Raw genomic sequence first — 16,392 nt, forward strand, 5'->3', positions numbered from 1 at the left:
GGCGCTGATGCGCATCGGAATCCTGGGAACGGGAACGCTGGCGGCGGCCCTGAGTGAGGGCTGGGCACGAGCGGGGCATGAGGTGGCGATCGGCGGACGGTCGCAGGCCAAGGCGGAGAAGCTTGCTGAGCGGCTGGGGCACGGAGCGCTCGCCGTCACGCCGCGTGAGGCGGCCGCCGGGCGTGACGCGGTGCTGCTGGCCGTGTCGTGGGACGGCGTCGGGGACATGCTGGCCTTGGCGGGTGCGTCCGGCGGTGTGCTGGAGGATACGCCGTTGATCGATCCCTCGAACGCTGTCGCGCATGGTGTGGGTGTTCTGCTCACCGGAGAGGGCGAGTCGATGGCGGGGCGGATCGCGGGGCTTGCTCCGGGCGCTCGTGTGGTGAAGGCGTTCCATCTCTTTCCCGCCGGGCAGTGGACGAGCCCGCCCGCTGGTGATGCCGCCCGGGTGACGGTGGCGATGTGCGGTGATGATCGGGCGGCCCTGGATGTGGTCAGCGGGCTGGTGCGTGATGTCGGGGGGACGCCGGCGGTTGTGGGCGGACTGGACCGGGTCCGACAGTTGGAGGAGGCCGCGGGATTCGTCATCGGGCTGGCGTTCGCGGGTTTCGACCCCAACTCCGCGGTCCCGCGTGTCCCTTCACCTGAGGCGGTGAACTGACCCGCGCCCCGACAGGGCCGGTTGGCGGGCGGTGTCGGTCCGTCACCGGCCTGGGAACTCGCGCGAACACATGTCGGGGCTGAACTGAGCGCTCTACCTGGCGAGCTGAGCGTCGCGGCTGGCCAGCGCGGCTGATGGCTGAGCGTCGTGGCCGGTGAGCGAGTTGAACTCTGTTCGGCGACGGCGCGGATGTCGCTGCGGAGCGGGTGCATAGGATCGCCGGCATGGCACTGCGACCTGTTCAGGTGAACATCAAGGCCCTTGACGGCTCGACGGTCGGCCGGTTCTGGGCGGAGGCGCTCGGCTGGAGTGCGTACAGCCCCGGTGTGACCACCTACGTCGGACCCGCCGGCGGCCTCGTCTGGCCGGACCCGGTCGCCGTCGGCATCGACGTCGTTCCCGTCCCGGAACCCAAGACAACAACCAAGAATCGTGTGCACCTCGATCTCGCCACCACCTCCGCGGCCCATCAGGCGGAGTTGGTCGCGCGCCTCCTGGATCTCGGTGCGACGCCCGCCCACGTGGACCAGGGCGAAGTGCCGTGGACGGTCCTCGCCGACCCGGAGGGCAACGAGTTCTGCGTGCTGGAGCCCCGGGAGATCTACCGGGACACCGGGCCGATCGCCGCGGTGGTGGTCGACTGCGCGGATCCGCGGGCCATGGCCCGGTTCTGGGGTGAGGCGATGGACTGGACCCTGCACGAGGTGACCGACGAAAACGCATCGCTGCGCTCCGCCAGGGGCGTCGGACCGTATCTCGAGTTCCTCCGCACGCCCGGCGTCAAGACCGTGCCGGACCGCGTCCATCTCGACCTGCTGCCATACCCCGGTGACGACAAAGCAGCGGAGGTGGCCCGGCTGCGGGCCCTCGGCGCCACCGACCTCGACCTCGGCCAGGGCGACGTCCCGTGGACGTGCCTGGCCGACCCGGAGGGCCACGAGTTCTGCGTCCTCGCCCTGTCCTGACGCCGAGGCTCGACGACACCTCGGCCAGCGCCATCCACAGGGGGTGGTCGCTCCATTCATCCGGCACGACCTCGGAGCACACCGGTCCGCTCTATGGTCAGGGGGCCGGGGTGCGCCGTACGACCTTGCCCTGTCCGTCCGCCTCCAGCGAGGCCGTGCTGCCTTCGGCGCCGGTCACGCCGACCCTGAGGGTGAGGGCGCCGGTGAGGCGCTCGGCGGTCAGCTGCCAGGTCTGTGGGGATTGGATGCCGAGGGTGGTCCTAGCCTCCTCGACCAGCGCGGGGATGCGTTCGTAGGGCAGGGAACTCGGGTCGAACTGCGGGACTCGCGTGCCGGTGGGAGCGAACACGACCGACAGCAGGCGTTCCTGTACGACGACCGTGAGTGCCTTGCCCGTGTCCTTGTCCTTGGTGAGCGAGTCCATGGCTCGGCGCAGTTCGCCCTTGTCGAGCAGCGACTGGCCTGGGCCGAGGGTGACCGTGCCGGACGCCGAGGAGATGACCGTGGTCGACGACGTGGAGGAGACCGAGGGCTGTGCGGAGGACGGCGGCCCCGTGGTGTCGTCCTGGTCGAAGAGGTCCGCCCGGAACAGGAAGACCACGGAGGCCGCGGCGAGCAGCAGGCCGAGGAGCCTCACGAAACCGACGACAGAGCCCTCTGGGGGCTCGCTCACCCTGGTCGGCCCGGGCGCCGAGTCGAGGTAGGCCCCGGCCACCCGTTCCTCCCATTCGGGTGTCGGCCGCCTCACGATCCTCACTCGCCACGGCCGGTCCGGCGGGTACTGGACCACCAGGATGCCGCGCGGCCGGTAGTCGGGCAGGTCGACGAGGTTGATGCTCTGTGTGAACTCGACGCGGTACGCCGGCGCGTCCTGCGGTGCGACGGTCAGATCGAACCGCACCGGCACGTCGCTCGACTCGCTCCCGATGGCCTCCAGGCTCTCGATCATCGCGAGAGCCGTACAGGGCACGACGGCCGCCTCCCGGGCGCGGCGTGGCACCCCGGCGAGGAAGAAGAGCAGCCCGTAGACCGCGGGCAGGGCAAGGCCCGTGACGAGCAGTGCCACGTTCGTGATGACGATGCCGACGACGAAAGCGGCCGGCGATGCGCCGATCACCCCTCCCATCAGGAATCCCCGCGCGAGGGCCACCGGATGGTTACGGGTGGGCGGCGCGCTCGCGGTGATCGTCATGCGGGTGATTGTGCCGGGCTCCAGCATCGGCCGGAAGCCCTCAAGTGACCTTCTACGGACCACATCCACGCTGTTCACCGAGCGTTTCGCCCTGGACGGAAACCCGTCCCGGACGCACCCGCGGCGGACCGTGGCCGGCGAGAAGGTCGTCGTCGCTTCCGACGACCAGCCCCAGCCGGCCCGTGGGGCGGCACCGAGCGCCCCGCGATGCGGCCGGACCGGAGTCGGCCGCATCGCACGTACGGCCCTTGCGGAGGCCGGGCGCATTCGCTGCGTGCGTTGGTTCAGGCGGCCGGGACCGGCCCCGGCCCTCGGCTGTTCAGATAGGCGAGCACGGCAAGCACCCGGCGGTGGCCGCTGTCGCTCGGCGGCAGGCCGAGCTTGAGGAAGACGTTGCCGATGTGCTTGCTGACAGAGCGTTCCGTGACGACGAGCAGGGCGGCGATGGTGGTGTTGTCATGACCCTCGGCCATCAGCTTCAGCACCTCGCGCTCGCGCGGCGTCAGGGTGTCCAGAGGCGAGTCCCGGCGCCGGGTGAGCAGTTCGGTGACGACCTCGGGGTCGAGCGCGGTACCGCCGTCCGCGACCCGCTCCAGCGCGTCGAGGAACACGTCCACCCGGCCCACCCGGTCCTTGAGCAGGTAGCCGACCCCGCTCGCCCCGCCGCCCAGCAGCTCGGCGGCGTACGACTCCTCGACGTACTGCGAGAGCACCAGTACCGGTTGTCCGGGGAGCTTCTCCCGTGCCTCCAGGGCCGCGCGGAGCCCCTCGTCGCGGAAGCCGGGCGGCATCCGGACGTCGAGTACGGCGATGTCGGGCCGGTGCTCCAGCAGCGCCGGCAGGATCTCCGGGCCGGTACCGACGACGGCCACCGCCTCGTGCCCGGCCGACGTCAGCAGCAGCACAAGCCCTTCTCTGAGCAGGGCGTTGTCCTCGGCGATCACCACACGCATGGCAGCTCCACTTCGATCACGGTCGGTCCCCCCACGGGGCTGGTCACGGTCACTGTCCCGTCCAGCGCGGCGACCCGGCGGCGGATGCCCAACAGCCCGGAACCCTCGCCGGACTCGTCCGCACCCCCCTTGCCCTCGTCCCGCACAAGGGCCCGCAGCCCGGTGCGGTGGCGTTCCAAGGCGACCGAGGCACTCCTGCTCCCGCTGTACTTGGCGGCGTTGGTGAGTGCCTCGGCCACCGCGAAGTAGGCAGCCGCCTCGACCGCCGCCGGGGGCCGCACATCCTCGTCCTCCAGACCGTCCACGCGCACGCTCACCTCAAGCCCGCTGGTCGCGGCAAGTGCCCGTACGGCCCCGACGAGCCCGCGGTCGGTGAGGATCGGCGGATGAATGCCGCGCACCACGTGCCGCAGCTCGATCAACGCCTCCTCGGCCTGGTCCTGAGCGTCGGCCAGCAGCTTGCGGGCGGCCTCGGGGTCACGGTCGTAGGCCCGTTGTGCGAGTCCGATCCGCATGGACAGCGCCACCAGCCGCGCCTGCGTCCCGTCGTGCAGGTCCCGCTCGACGCGCCGCAGTTCGGCTCCGTGTGCGGCGATCGCGCCCGCCCGAGTGGCGGCCAGTTCCTCGACGCGAGAGGCCAGCAGCGCCTGGGGCGAGGGCTTGAGCAGGCCCTGTGACCAGTCGGCCTCCACGTCGGCGAGGCGGGTGATCAGAGGCAGGACGACCGCGTCACGGCGCAGTAGTCCGCACCACACCCCGTCGACGACCAGGCCCAGCGGCCACAACGGAAGCGCCAGGAAGACCATGGCTCCGTAGACGTAGTAGGCGGCCATCCAGCGCAGGTCGGTGAGCGTGCCAGGGTCGCGGACGGCGGTACGCAGGCGCTCGCGAAGGGTGCCGCTGATCGGCTGGTACGCCTCGGGGATCCGCCGGCCGGTCCAGGTCGCCGTGAGACCGCGTTTGACCCCGGCGATCCGGCGGACCAACTGCACCGTCTCGGGCAGCATCCACGCCCCGACCACCGCGACCGTGGCGATGGCCGTGATCAGCAGCACGGTGATGAACAGGTACAGACCGAAGGCCAGCGCCGCGGCCATGAACAGATGGAGCGTTGCCCGTGCGGCTGTCCGGATCGCTCTGCCCATGGTCACAAGGCTACGGGCTGGGTGACGCGAAGTGATCACCTCACGGGGAGGGGGCGTGACCATACGGGGGAGGTCGAGCCGTCTTCGCTCCGACTTCATGGCGATGTGGACTCCGTCTTCGAGGACTCGTCAAGGGGGAGCGGGCACAGCGGCAGCTCCGCGACGACTTCGAATACGCCCCGGGGGCGGTGGCCCGTACGCAGCCGTCCACCGGCGGACTGAGCGCGCTCGTGCATGCCGATGAGCCTGTAGCCGCTGTGGAGGGAAGCGGGATCGGCCGAGGCGGTGCTTCTGCTGTTGGCGTTGGCGATGGCGATGGCGTTGGCGTTGGCCAGCCGGTGGGCAGGCCCGGGCGCGTGGCTTCGCGCCCGGGCAGGGACAAGGCGAAGGCACGGGTTCACCGGGTCACCGCTACGACGTACAGACGTTCTTGAGCGCGTCGGCCGCGGCGTCGATCCTGCTGGAGTCCGGGTTGGTGTCGCCGTTCAGGACGGCCTTGTTGTAGTCCGCGATCGCGTCGGTGAGGTCGTCGACCGCGTTGCTGACCTTGTTGTCATCCTTCTCGCCGTCGACCTTGTCGATCTTGTCGAGGTTCTTCTCGATCGTGTTGATGGATTCCTCGGTTCGCGCGGGGTCCTTCGCCGCGTCCAGGCCCGCCTCATGGATCGACCTGAGGCTGTCGGCGATCGTGCCGGAGTTCTGGAGGCAGTCCAGCGAGGTGTCAGCTTCATCGCAGCCGGTGGCGAGCGCTGCGGTCAGCACGACGCCGGTCACGGCGGTGACGACGGCGGCTGTGCGGCGTCCGGGTCGGCGGTTAGCGGTCATCGAGGTGTTCCGCCTTTCCTTGGGGAGACGGGGAACCGACCGGGATCGGCGGTTCGGGACGTGCGACGGCGCGGGTCCGTCGCGATCTCTGGGAACCACGATCCCGTCGCCCGCTCGCCGCCACGAGGGAGTGGCCTCCCGAACCGTTGGTGTAGCGGGCTACACCAACGGGCCCGCACCAACAGGCCCGCGCGAAAGAACCGTTCAGCCGCATGCGGGCTGTTTCAGCGATTTCTGCCCTGCCCCACTGGCTCGCGGGCACGCGCACAGCACAGGCCGTAGTGGACGGGACAGGCCGTAGTGGACGTGAGCGTCTGCAGCACGACCGGCACCCTCCGGCTGTTCCGGTGGGGCGGGGATCTCGAGGAGGAAGCCGGGAACTTCGCGACGGCCGGGGCGGGTTGGTACCGCGTCCGCGTTCAGGCACGCGGACGCGATCAAGGCGAGGCACACGAGGGCGACACCCCGGTGGAAGAGCACTTTCTGAGCGTCTGGCCGGCACCGCCGCAACCCGACACTGTCCACCGGGCAGAAGACAACTTCGCCCGCACGCACTACGACCCGACCCGACCGCCCGGCCAACCTATTCAGCCCTGAGCACGTTCACCCATACGCCGCGCGGCAACGAACGGTGCACGCCGACGGGCCGCGCTATCTCCTTCAACTGCCCGAGCTGCCGCGGATTCAGGCCACGGTCCAGTCGCGCAGCTGGCGGGCGATCCTGGCGATGCCGATCGTCCCGGAGGCGGCGTCGCGTACGAGTGCGACGGCCGCCTTGGGCGGGTACTCGAGCCGGCGCTCGTTGAGGCTGAAGTAGCCCTCGGTCGCGTGCCAGGCGAAGGCCTCGTTCGAGTGCTCGAGACAGGGAAGCTTCGCCAGGGTCTGCAGCAACGCCGCCGCTTTGAGGTAAACGGACCCGTAGATGTCGCGTTCCATCGCCCGGGCGTTGACCCGGGCGGCAGCGGCGTAGAGCGGTCCGAGGTCATCGACCTGGGGATCACCCTCGAGCAGCTCGGCGGCGTGCAGCAGGAACGTGACGTCGAGCGGGTGGAACGGTTCCGGATGGGTCACGCGGCGTGGCCCCGCTCCTGCTGGTCGAGGTCCTGGCGTGCCTGCCGCTCGGCCGCGCGGTGCTCGGCGCCGGGGTCCGCGCTGCTGGGCTCGGCCGCGAAGGCCGGGCCGCTGCGGGCCATCGACGCCCTGAAGCCGTCCAGGAACCGCTGCTCGACGGCGGTCGCGCGGTCGTACGCGGCCGAGAGGATGTACTCCTGCATGCTGACCCCCTCCTGCTTCGCGGCTGCCGCGATGGCGGCCCGCTTCTGGGGGTCCGAGAAACGCAGATTCATCGCCTTGGGTTCGGACATGGCACCTACGGTACCAGTGGTACCAGTCTCAGGACTCTCACTTCGGCTACGGCACCCGCGGGACGGAGGGCGCCGCGGCACCGCTGCGGGACTGAACGCCGTGGAGTGCGGCGGCCTGGCCCGGAGCCTGGAGTGCGCCACCGCGCGTACCCGATGCCGCGCTCAACTCTGGGCGCCCTCCATGACGGCGTCGGTCAGACCCGCGGCGCGGTCTCCGTCAGCTCGCGTTTGAGGATCTTTCCGGCACCGGTCATCGGGAACCCGTCGACGAAGGTGACCGCCGGGGGTACTTGTACGCGGCGAACCGCTCCTTGCAGCAGGAGGCCAGTTCCGCTTCGGTGGTCGGATCGCCGGGCGTCTTGACTACGAAGGCTTTGATCTCCTCGCCGAGCCTCTCGTCGGGGACCCCGACGACCGCGACCATCGACACGGCCGGGTGAGTCATCAGAACCTCCTCGAGCTCGCGCGAGTAGACGTTGTAGCCACCCCTGATGATCATTTCCGTGTCGGAGGACGGTCCGGTTGCCGTCTCGACGCTCGTGGTCGACCTGGAGGCCGACCAGGCCGTCGTAGCCGCTGTGAGCGACGCGTTCGGTGCCGGCGAGCAGAACCCCCTGATCGTGCTCTTCGAAGGTGCGGATGCGGCGGCCACCGCGGCCGGCGCGACGGAGAGTATCGCCGCGGTGGACGGCGTGGTCGACGTCAGCCCCGTCCAGCCCGCCGAGAACGCGGACGTCGCCTTCGTGGCCGTCACCCCCGAACACGGCCCGGCCGACACCCGCCCCAGCGACCTGGTGACCTCCGTGTGCATCGCGATGGACGACGTGCAGGGTGCGCGGGTCTCCGTCACCGGTCAGACGGCGGTCGACGTCGACGTCAACAAGCAGCTCTCCACCGGCCTCATCACCTACCTGATCTGTGTCGTCGGCCTCTCCCTGCTCCTGCTCACCCTCGTGTTCCGGTCCATCGTGGTGCCGTTGCCGGCCACCGTCGGATTCCTGATGTCCTTCGCCGCGGGCCTCGGAGTGACGGTGGCGGTCTTCCAGTGGGCCTGGTCGACGCCCTCGTGGTCCGCATGGTCCTCGTGCCCGCGGCTCTGCAACTCCTCGGCGAAGCCAACTGGTGGATGCCCCGCTGGCTGGACCGGGTGCTCCCGAACGTCGACACCGAAGGCGCGGGCTCTGGAGCGGGGAGAACTCCCCGAGCCGCACGACAAGCAGGAACAACTCGCCGGTTCCTCCAAGGCGTAGTTGCTCCTGGTCGGGCTGCTCCCGGGTCCGGGAGCAGCCCGGTACCTGTGCCGCCCCGAACCCTCTGTCCCGCGAGGCCCACACCGCCAGATCGAGGGCATGTCTTTCGGCGGTGAAGGCGGGCGGGTGAATGATCTGTCTTCAGCCGTCGGGCGGGCCCTCGCTGGGGTGCGACTCCTGCGGACTTCCAACCCCAGGGCGCTGTACGCGTCCTGCGCGACCCGGCGGGCCACCCGTTCTGCCTCTTCGTGCGTACCGGCCCGAGCGACTGACAGGTTGGGTGTCGGGTCCTCAGCCACTCCGCTTCGCCGACGCTTTGGCGAACTCCGTGAGCCGTGAACGCCGGGGTTGAGCACCCGATTCGGGGGAACCCGCGACCTGGCTGAGAGGCCGGTGGGTATGGGGTTGCGGCCGCGGCACTTCCGGCCTCGGTGGAGTCGTGGTCACAACCCGCCGCACCCGCCCGAAAACCATGAGTGCCCGCCCACGGTTCGTTGGAGCAGGGGGCGTTGGGTACTCCAAGACTCGCCCAAAAGACGTAGGAGGTGCCTTCCTCATGGAACCTGGCATCAGCACGGACATTCAGCCGACGCGTGAGAGCCGTGGGACCGGGGTCGGTGCGGTCGCGGCGCCCGGTGTCTCGCGTCGTCAAGGTGCCGATGACCGTGAGCCGGACGCCCTCGACCCCTCCGACCAGGAGAGCAACATCATTCGAGGCGAGGACTGACCAAGCTGTCGGCTACGTGACGCTGACTCCGGAACAGTCACAGAAGTCCCGCAGGCCCTGTCGCGTGACAAGGTCGATCGCACCGGCATGCGTGGAGTACCGGAATAACACACCGGCTGGATCTTCCTCACCGACCACCGGGGAGACCCGCCGCCAAGCCGCTAGCGGTCTTGCCTTTGCAGGGCGTCCGGGGTGACGGGCGTGAAGAAGTTGATCAGGTTGCCGTCAGGGTCCCGGAAGAGGAGCGAGCGGTTGCCCCACGGCATCGTCGTCGGCTTCTGGACGAACTCGCAACCGAGAGGCGTCAGACGCCGGTACTCGGCGTCGACGTCGGCGACACGGAATTCGGTGATCACCGTGTGGTTGGCGGCCGGTCGTGCCGAGTCGGTGCCGAAGAGTGCCACGGTGCGGCTGCCGGCGACCGCGAGCGTGCACGACCGCGTCACGAGTTCGGCGAAGTCAGGAGTCGACCACGTCGCCGAAACGCCGGTGACCTGTTCGTAGAACGCGACGAGACGGGCGACATCGTCGGTGATCACGCGGATCGAAACGAAGTTCATGAACGGTTTCCTGTCAGAGATGGTGTCAGCTGAAGGGCTGTCTCGAACGCTAGGACCAATACCGGACAGAATCCGCCCGGTATGTACGGCAGACTTTCTGGATGACCACATCGACCGCCCGGGTGCTCGCTCTGCTGGAGATCCTCCAGGGGGGCGGCATCCGCACCGTCCCCGACCTGGCCGCTCGTCTGGACGTCGACGAACGCACTGTCCGTCGTTACGCCGGACACCTGCTTGAGCTCGGTGTGCCCGTCGACTCGGTGCGTGGCCGCTACGGCGGCTACCGGCTCGCTCCTGGCTATCGGATGCCCCCGCTGATGCTCACCGACGAGGAGGCCCTGGCCGTGCTGCTCGGTCTCCTGACCGGCCGGAGGGCCGGGCTGGTCAGCACGTCCGCCGCCGCGAGCGAGAGTGCCGCGGCGAAACTGCTGCGGGTGCTGCCCAAAGCTCTGGGGCGACGGCTGGACGCGTTGCTGGAAACGGCCGACTTCACCACGCGGCCGCGTCCCGGCGTTGCCCCGGAAGCAGATGTGCTGCTCGAACTCGCCGAGGCCGCGCGCCATCAGCGGCCGGTGGAGATCAGCTACACCGACCGAAAGGGCCGCAGCAGCGACCGCACCGTCCTGCCCTACGGTCTCGTGGCGCATTCCGGACGGTGGTACCTGACCGGCGCCGACCCCTCCGGCGGAGAGGTGCGCACCTTCCGGCTGGAGGGGATCGCCGCCATGTCGGTGCGGTCCGGCTCGTTCACCGTCCCGGCGGATTTCGATCCGGCGGCCACAGTGCTGGACAGCCTCGCGCACACGCCCTGGACCCACGATGTGTCGCTGCGGATCCGCGACAGCGTCCCGCACATTCGCAGGCACCTGCCGGCCGAGATCGCCACTCTGTCCACGATCCCGGCCACGGCCACACCCGGGGACGTCGACCCGGCCGATACGGGCGAGACCCGGTCTGACGGTTCAAGCGCCCCTACGACAGCCGACGAACGTACCGAATGGATCCACGTCCGGATTCGAGCCGAACGGCTGGACTGGATTCCCCCTGTACTCGCCGCTCTTGACCGCCCGTTCGTCATCGAACACCCCGCCGCCCTGCGCCAACTCGTGCGCGCGCTGGCCCGCCGCCTCGACGAGCACGCCGCTGTCGACCAAGGCTCGCTCCTGAAGGGCGTCACCGGCCGCTGCTTCGAGGACAACCAGGAAACACGGACCGTGCGGGGCGACGAGGACCAGCCCGGTGCGTAGCGGCCCACCCGTTCGACCCGGCGGCAGCAGACCGGCTCTGGGCGTACCGCACCGACGCCTCCGCGCTGCCTGATCGCGGCCGCGTGCACGGGCGACGTCCGTCGCCTGCCCAGCCCGCTCCTAAGCGACTGTGAGCACGATCTTGCCTTGGATATGTCCTCGAGCTGCGCGTTCGTGCGCCCTGCGGGCATCCGCGAGCGGAAACGTGCTGTCCACCGCGACGCGAACCGTGCCCGCGTCCAGCAGGCGTCCCAGTTCGGCGAGCTGCGCGCCGTTCGAGCGGACCTGGGTGGCCGTAACCGTGACACCCAGCTTCGCGGTCTCGTTCTCGTCGAATTCCGCGAAGAACACGGGAAACTGGGAGCCGCCGCGCTTGAGCGTACGTAGGAAGCGACTGCTGTCCGGGCCACCGACGGCGTCGAGAACGAGGTCGACGTCGTGCACGAGTTCCTCGGGGCGACTCTTGGTGTAGTCGATGAACTGGTCGGCGCCGAGCTCGCGCAGGAACGATTCATGCGCGCCCGAGGCCACCGCGATGACGTGTGCACCTCGCCATTTCGCCAGTTGTAGTGCGATGTGCCCCACGCCTCCCGCGGCGCCGTTGATGAGTACCGTCGTGTCGGCGTCGAGTGGCACCGGACGATGCTTCGCCGCCTGGAAGGGCGACGGGTGATCGTGTCCGAGGTCGATCAGGAACTGCCACGCCGTCAGGCCGGCCATGGGCGCCCCGGCGGCGTGCACGTGATCGATTCCGGCCGGTTTGAGCGCGAGGTCCGACGCGCGCGCGGCCACGTACTCGGCGTACGCGCTGCCCTCGAAGCTGGGGAAGCGAAGGAGGCCGAAGACTTCGTCGCCGACGGAGAAGCCGTCCACATCCACGGCGACTGCCTCGACGACACCCGACACGTCCGTCCCCGGAATCACGGGCAAGCTGAACTTCGGCCTCGTCTCCGGAGGCAGGTTGGCCATCCCGTCCCGCAGGTACCAGTCCGGAGGATTGATACCTGCGGCGTGAACGCGAACGAGTACCTCACCCGGCCTCGGCTCGGGAATCGGCACCTCGTCGTCACGCAGTACCTCAGGGCCGCCGTGCTCATGCAGCCGGATCGCCCTCATCGTGTCTGTCGGCATCGTTTTCTCCTACCACTGCCTGGGGATACGCTGATCGGATCAGCGATCCGGTTATCCGGATCACTGAACCGAATATATGGATCACTGATCCGGATAGTCAAGAGGGACAGATGCGTGCCGACGCCAGGAAGAATCACGACCACCTGCTCACAGTCGCGGGCGCCGTCATCACCGAGCAGGGCGTCGACGCATCGCTGCGCGACATCGCACGCAGGGCGGACGTGGGGCTCGCCACGCTGATCCGTCACTTTCCGACGCGGGAGGCACTCTTCGAGGCCCTGCTCCGTACGAGCTTCGACGAGTTGACGGTAAAAGCAGGCGAGCTCGAAACGTCGAGCTCGGCCGACGACGCCCTGGTGTCGTGGCTACGCGACTTCGTGGCCTGCGCGCAGAACTATCGCGGTGTCGTGGCGTTGATGGTGGCTGCCATCGAGGACTCGCAGTCCGCACTCCACGCTTCGTGCGTCACGATGCGCGCGTCCGGCGCGCGACTCCTTGCTCGCGCTCAAGGTGAGGGCATGGCCCGAACGGACATCGACGGCGCCGACCTGTTCGCGCTGGCCGGGTCGCTCGCGTGGCTCGGCGATCAACCCTCGCTCGCCCCACGCGCCGATCACCTCTTCGACGTTGTCGTGAGCGCGATCCTGACGCATCCAGTGAGCCCCGATGGCGGGAGAACCTCGCCCCCGGTTCCGTAGATCTGGACGTTGCCCAGGTGCTCCGCACCCCTCTGGGGGCGCGTTCCAACATGGGGGTCAAGGGCGGGTCATAGCTGTGCGGCCGTGCGGATCAGTCCGGCGAGGGTGAGGGAGCGGCTGTGCGCGGGCCAGGCGATGTGGGTGACGACGGGGGGTGCGTCGGTCAAGGGGACGGCGGTGTGCTTGGCCCAAAGCCAGGAGCGGGCGGAGTCGGGGAGGATGGCCACGGTGCGTCCGAGGGCGATCAGCTGGGCCAGCTGCGTCTGGTCGTGGATCTCGGGGCCCGGGCCGGGTGAGTACGTGCCGTGGCGGGGCCAGCGGGCGAGCGGAAGATCGGGGACTGTGCTGACGTCGGCCAGGGACAAGGTCTTGCGTGCGGCGAGGGGGTGCCCGCTGGGAACGACGGCGATCTGCCCCTCGGTCTGCAGTTCCTCACTGTCGAACCCGGCGAGGGAGTTGTACGGCGCGTGCATGAGCGCCACATCGGCGCGGCCGTCGCGCAGCAGCTCTTCCTGTTCACACATGCCGCACGGCAGTACTTCGATCTCGGCGGCACCGGGCTCGGCCGCGTACGCGTCGAGAAGCTTCTGCAGCAACTCGTGCGAGCTGGCGGCCTTCACCGCCAGCACCAGGCGACTGCGGGGAGCACCTGGACTGTCGGCGCCACCGGCGCGACGGGTGCGACGGGCGGCGGCGGCCGTCGCGTCGAGGGCCGCGCGGCCCTCGTGCAGCAGCACCTCTCCGGCGTCGGTCAGGGAGACGCCACGGCGGTTGCGTTCCAGCAGGGAGACGCCGATGCGCCGTTCGAGCTGCTGGATCGCCCGGGAGAGCGGTGGCTGGGACATGCCGAGGCGCTCGGCGGCGCGGCCGAAGTGCAGCTCCTCGGCGACGGCCAGGAAGTATCTCAGCTCGCGGGTCTCCAAGGTGTCCATGTCCAAAGCGTAGCTCAGTGATACCTATCGGGTATGACAGGGCACCGTATCGGTGTTGGATGCACCGCTCGTCCGCGAGCGAACATCAACGGTATGAGCGAAACGAAGATCGCGCTGGTGACCGGCGCGAACAAGGGAATCGGGTACGAGATCGCCACCGGGCTGGGCGCCCGCGGGTACCGCGTGGGCGTGGGAGCCCGCGACGATGCCCGGCGGGAGACCGCCGTCGAGAAGCTGCGAGCCGCCGGTGTGGACGCGTTCGGGGTGCCGCTGGATGTGACCGGTGCCCGGAGCGTCACCGATGCCGCGGGACTGATCGAACGGCAGGCCGGGCGCCTGGACGTCCTGGTCAACAACGCCGGTATCTCAGGAGAGATGGGTCCTGGTTGGGTGCAGGACCCGACCACGCTCGACCTTGACCTGGTCCGTACGGTCGTGGAGACCAACGTCATCGGTGTCATCCGGGTGACCAACGCGATGCTGCCGCTGCTACGGCGCGGGGTGTCGCCACGCATTGTCAACGTCTCCAGTTCCGTCGCCTCCCTGACCCGGCAGGCGGATCCGAACATCGAGATCGGCCCCGTCATGGCGGCCTACGCACCCTCGAAGTCCTTCCTCAACGCCGTCACCGTGCAGTACGCCAGGCAGTTCGCCGACACGAACATCCTGATCAACGCCGCCTGCCCGGGCCTGGTCGCGACCGACTTCACCGGCTTCCAAGGACCCCGCACTCCCGAGCAGGGCGCGGCCACAGTGATCCGCCTCGCCACGCTGCCCGACGGCGGCCCCACGGGTTCGTTCTTCGAGGACGACGGCGTCGTCCCCTGGTGACCTCGACGCTCCGAATCCGTTCGGCTCTCGCGTACGAGTCCATGCGCAGGCCGCGGATTTCGTCGCGCCGGCGACGCCTTAGCCGTACGCCTCGTTGCGGGCTCGGAGCGGACGGAGCAGGACGCACTCCTCCAGGAACACAGCGGCCCGCCAGAAGGCATCCGGGTGTCTCGGTCGAGTCGCGCGGGTCGACCTGGTGGCGGGCCGCCATGCCCACGAGGACACTCAGCTCGTTGACGGTCAGGTCGGCGCGGAGAATATCTTCCCGGCGTGGCAGGAGCCGCCGGACGCAACCAGCGATGTAGCCAGGAACGTTCAGCACGCGACTTCCACCGACCTGACGCACTGGTCGGTCGCGGGGACGGATCCGCTGCCCGAACTCGGTGCCTGGGTGCATCCGCAGGAGCCGCGGGTGTGGGCTCCCGAGGTGTACGACAACGGCCGCGGATTCACCATGCACTACACCGCTCACGACCGAGCCGGCGGCAGGCAGTGCATCGGCGTCGCGCTGGCGAACTCCGCGGACGGGCCCTTCCGGCCGGTCGGTGACCGCCCGCTGGTCTGCCCCGTCGAACAGGGCGGGGCCATCGACGCGGCAAGCTATACGGAGAACGGTCGCCGGTACCTGTTGTGGAAGAGCGACGGGAACTGCTGCCGCATGGACACCTGGATCCATCTCCAGCCCATCTCCCGAGATGGCACTTCCCTCACCGGACAGCCCATCGGTCTGGTCAAACAGGACCGCGACTGGGAGGGCGGAATCGTCGAGGCCCTCACGCTCGTCAATCGGGATGGACGATACGTACTGTTCTACTCCGCTGACGCCTATTCACCCGACGTCGACGGCGGCAGGAGGTACAAGACCGGCTATGCCGTGGCCGAGAGCCTCCAAGGCCCGTACACCAAGGCAGCCGAACCTCTCATGACCACCGACTTCTTCGCGGGCCAGATGATCGGCCCTGGTGGACAGGACGTCAACACGGGCCCGGACGGCCATGACCGCATCGCGTTCCACGCCTGGAACGCGGACCGCACCAAACGCCCGATGTAGCTCGCCGAGCTCGGCTTCACGCGGGGCAAGCCGGTTGTCCAAGGTGTGGTGGGGGTGTCTTGAGCTGGGATGCCGCCGGGGGCGTGAGATCGCCAAGGGCACCCGGCGGCATCCTGGTAGGCCTGTGAAACGTCACGGACGACCGGGTCGATCACCAACAGGGCCTAGAAGGCGTCGGCCCAGCACGTCATGGCGGAATAGCCGTTGCCGTATGGGGTCCACAGGTAGATCCAAGCGCTGGCGCCGTACACCCCGCAACCGTTGTAGCGGTCTCCCGTGACGTAATACCCCGGAGCGCACTGTCTCCAGTTGCCCTTTTTTACGGTCACCAGGACATCGGCATCATTTCTTGGCTGGTCCCGGATTTGCACGCCGCCGGCCAGCGATTCCGCCGTCCCCGTCGCGCAGCGGTATGAGTACGCGGCGGAACCGGCGGATTCGTCGGCAGCGCGGGCAGCGCCCGGAATCGCGAGACTGAGGGCTGCGGTAGCCATCAGCGCGGCAGCCAGACGTGATCGCAGAGTTTTTCTCACAGGTTCCCCCACCCGTTCTATCCCGTGCAGTAGAAGTTGAAGCATCGATCGTTGCCTGGATAGTTGAAGACCGTCTCAAGAATGCAGCGATCGCACACAATGCCCCCGCACGCAATGCACCCCCGCGCCGGAGTTTTCCCCTGCCGGGATTGTAGCCGTGACGTGCTCGCACTACTACTGCTCCGCCTGGGGCCGTGAAAGACCGTCCACGAACGTCATCGGCAGTGGCCGACGGACGGGGCGTGGGAGCGGCGTCTGCGGCAGGTCCAGGCCGCGGCAGGCGCTCGCACCGATCCGCCGCCGACCCCCTCAAATGGGGTCGAGCAG

At 69.1% G+C, this 16,392-nt stretch carries 20 protein-coding genes and 1 pseudogene; 9 read left to right on the forward strand and 12 right to left on the reverse strand.

The genetic code is table 11. From position 1 onward, the window contains the following. Positions 1-7 precede the first annotated feature (7 nt). Together ACIBLC_RS27735 and ACIBLC_RS27740 are read left to right on the forward strand one after the other, a co-directional pair. Entirely contained in the window at positions 8-661 is a 654-nt protein-coding gene (locus ACIBLC_RS27735; RefSeq protein ID WP_399213952.1) for an NADPH-dependent F420 reductase, read from the forward strand. Between the two features lie 224 nt (positions 662-885). Beyond that, positions 886-1,626 (forward strand): VOC family protein, encoded by a 741-nt coding sequence (locus ACIBLC_RS27740; RefSeq protein ID WP_399213954.1) that lies wholly within the window; start codon positions 886-888, stop codon positions 1,624-1,626. 97 nt (positions 1,627-1,723) lie between these two features. On the opposite strand, the gene ACIBLC_RS27745 is transcribed toward ACIBLC_RS27740, so the two are convergent. The 8 genes from ACIBLC_RS27745 to ACIBLC_RS27780 form a co-directional block, all read right to left on the reverse strand. Beyond that, positions 1,724-2,818 (reverse strand): hypothetical protein, encoded by a 1,095-nt coding sequence (locus ACIBLC_RS27745; protein ID WP_399213955.1) that lies wholly within the window; start codon positions 2,816-2,818, stop codon positions 1,724-1,726. Between the two features lie 284 nt (positions 2,819-3,102). Beyond that, entirely contained in the window at positions 3,103-3,771 is a 669-nt protein-coding gene (locus tag ACIBLC_RS27750; RefSeq protein ID WP_399213956.1) for a response regulator, read from the reverse strand. Then, positions 3,759-4,916 carry a histidine kinase gene (locus ACIBLC_RS27755; RefSeq protein ID WP_399213957.1) on the reverse strand — a complete coding sequence of 386 codons (1,158 nt, stop codon included), beginning with the start codon at positions 4,914-4,916 and terminating at the stop codon, positions 3,759-3,761. The genes ACIBLC_RS27750 and ACIBLC_RS27755 overlap by 13 nt, the downstream gene beginning before the upstream one ends. Positions 4,917-5,011: 95 nt before the next feature. After that, positions 5,012-5,317 (reverse strand): hypothetical protein, encoded by a 306-nt coding sequence (locus ACIBLC_RS27760; RefSeq protein ID WP_399213958.1) that lies wholly within the window; start codon positions 5,315-5,317, stop codon positions 5,012-5,014. 10 nt (positions 5,318-5,327) lie between these two features. Continuing rightward, complete coding sequence (locus ACIBLC_RS27765) at positions 5,328-5,741, reverse strand: hypothetical protein (protein ID WP_399213959.1); 414 nt, start codon at positions 5,739-5,741, stop codon at positions 5,328-5,330. Positions 5,742-6,425: 684 nt separating this feature from the next. Beyond that, positions 6,426-6,812, reverse strand: a complete 387-nt coding sequence (locus ACIBLC_RS27770; RefSeq protein WP_399213960.1) for a fic family toxin-antitoxin system, toxin component — start codon at positions 6,810-6,812, stop codon at positions 6,426-6,428. Continuing rightward, a complete protein-coding gene (locus ACIBLC_RS27775) occupies positions 6,809-7,105 on the reverse strand; it encodes a DUF1778 domain-containing protein (protein WP_399213961.1) in 297 nt (98 codons plus the stop codon). The genes ACIBLC_RS27770 and ACIBLC_RS27775 overlap by 4 nt, the downstream gene beginning before the upstream one ends. A gap of 250 nt (positions 7,106-7,355) precedes the next feature. Beyond that, a complete protein-coding gene (locus tag ACIBLC_RS27780) occupies positions 7,356-7,550 on the reverse strand; it encodes a hypothetical protein (protein ID WP_399213962.1) in 195 nt (64 codons plus the stop codon). Between the two features lie 46 nt (positions 7,551-7,596). Here ACIBLC_RS27780 and ACIBLC_RS27785 point away from each other — a divergent pair, with 46 nt between their 5' ends. From ACIBLC_RS27785 to ACIBLC_RS27795, 3 genes and pseudogenes are all read left to right on the forward strand, one after another. Then, on the forward strand, positions 7,597-8,355 hold the full coding sequence (locus ACIBLC_RS27785) for an MMPL family transporter (RefSeq protein ID WP_399213963.1): 759 nt from the start codon (positions 7,597-7,599) through the stop codon (positions 8,353-8,355). A 200-nt stretch (positions 8,356-8,555) separates the two neighbouring features. After that, positions 8,556-8,627, forward strand: a pseudogene (locus ACIBLC_RS27790) (VOC family protein); the annotation flags it as partial. A 284-nt stretch (positions 8,628-8,911) separates the two neighbouring features. Next, the gene (locus ACIBLC_RS27795; protein WP_399213964.1) at positions 8,912-9,082 is read left to right on the forward strand and encodes a hypothetical protein; all 171 of its coding nucleotides are present in this window, start codon (positions 8,912-8,914) and stop codon (positions 9,080-9,082) included. A gap of 161 nt (positions 9,083-9,243) precedes the next feature. Here ACIBLC_RS27795 and ACIBLC_RS27800 read toward each other — a convergent pair whose 3' ends face one another. Further along, entirely contained in the window at positions 9,244-9,642 is a 399-nt protein-coding gene (locus ACIBLC_RS27800) for a VOC family protein (protein WP_399213965.1), read from the reverse strand. Between the two features lie 101 nt (positions 9,643-9,743). Here ACIBLC_RS27800 and ACIBLC_RS27805 point away from each other — a divergent pair, with 101 nt between their 5' ends. Further along, a complete protein-coding gene (locus ACIBLC_RS27805; protein ID WP_399213967.1) occupies positions 9,744-10,889 on the forward strand; it encodes a helix-turn-helix transcriptional regulator in 1,146 nt (381 codons plus the stop codon). A gap of 120 nt (positions 10,890-11,009) precedes the next feature. Here the strand turns inward: ACIBLC_RS27805 and ACIBLC_RS27810 are convergent, their stop codons facing one another. Further along, a complete protein-coding gene (locus ACIBLC_RS27810) occupies positions 11,010-12,020 on the reverse strand; it encodes an NADP-dependent oxidoreductase (RefSeq protein ID WP_399213968.1) in 1,011 nt (336 codons plus the stop codon). 110 nt (positions 12,021-12,130) lie between these two features. Between ACIBLC_RS27810 and ACIBLC_RS27815 the strand changes: the two genes are divergently transcribed. Further along, the gene (locus tag ACIBLC_RS27815) at positions 12,131-12,718 is read left to right on the forward strand and encodes a TetR/AcrR family transcriptional regulator (RefSeq protein WP_399213969.1); all 588 of its coding nucleotides are present in this window, start codon (positions 12,131-12,133) and stop codon (positions 12,716-12,718) included. A 68-nt stretch (positions 12,719-12,786) separates the two neighbouring features. On the opposite strand, the gene ACIBLC_RS27820 is transcribed toward ACIBLC_RS27815, so the two are convergent. Then, positions 12,787-13,650: a LysR family transcriptional regulator gene (locus ACIBLC_RS27820; protein WP_399213970.1), complete on the reverse strand. Its 864-nt coding sequence runs from the start codon at positions 13,648-13,650 to the stop codon at positions 12,787-12,789. Positions 13,651-13,743: 93 nt separating this feature from the next. Here ACIBLC_RS27820 and ACIBLC_RS27825 point away from each other — a divergent pair, with 93 nt between their 5' ends. After that, positions 13,744-14,481 (forward strand): SDR family oxidoreductase, encoded by a 738-nt coding sequence (locus ACIBLC_RS27825; protein WP_399213971.1) that lies wholly within the window; start codon positions 13,744-13,746, stop codon positions 14,479-14,481. A gap of 196 nt (positions 14,482-14,677) precedes the next feature. Further along, complete coding sequence (locus ACIBLC_RS27830; protein ID WP_399213972.1) at positions 14,678-15,532, forward strand: glycoside hydrolase family 43 protein; 855 nt, start codon at positions 14,678-14,680, stop codon at positions 15,530-15,532. A gap of 164 nt (positions 15,533-15,696) precedes the next feature. Here ACIBLC_RS27830 and ACIBLC_RS27835 read toward each other — a convergent pair whose 3' ends face one another. Continuing rightward, positions 15,697-16,065, reverse strand: coding sequence for a hypothetical protein (locus ACIBLC_RS27835; protein WP_399213973.1), 369 nt, complete (start codon positions 16,063-16,065; stop codon positions 15,697-15,699). Positions 16,066-16,392 lie beyond the last annotated feature (327 nt).

The organism is Streptomyces sp. NPDC050535 (genome assembly GCF_044457665.1).
Classification (GTDB): Bacteria; Actinomycetota; Actinomycetes; order Streptomycetales; family Streptomycetaceae; genus Streptomyces.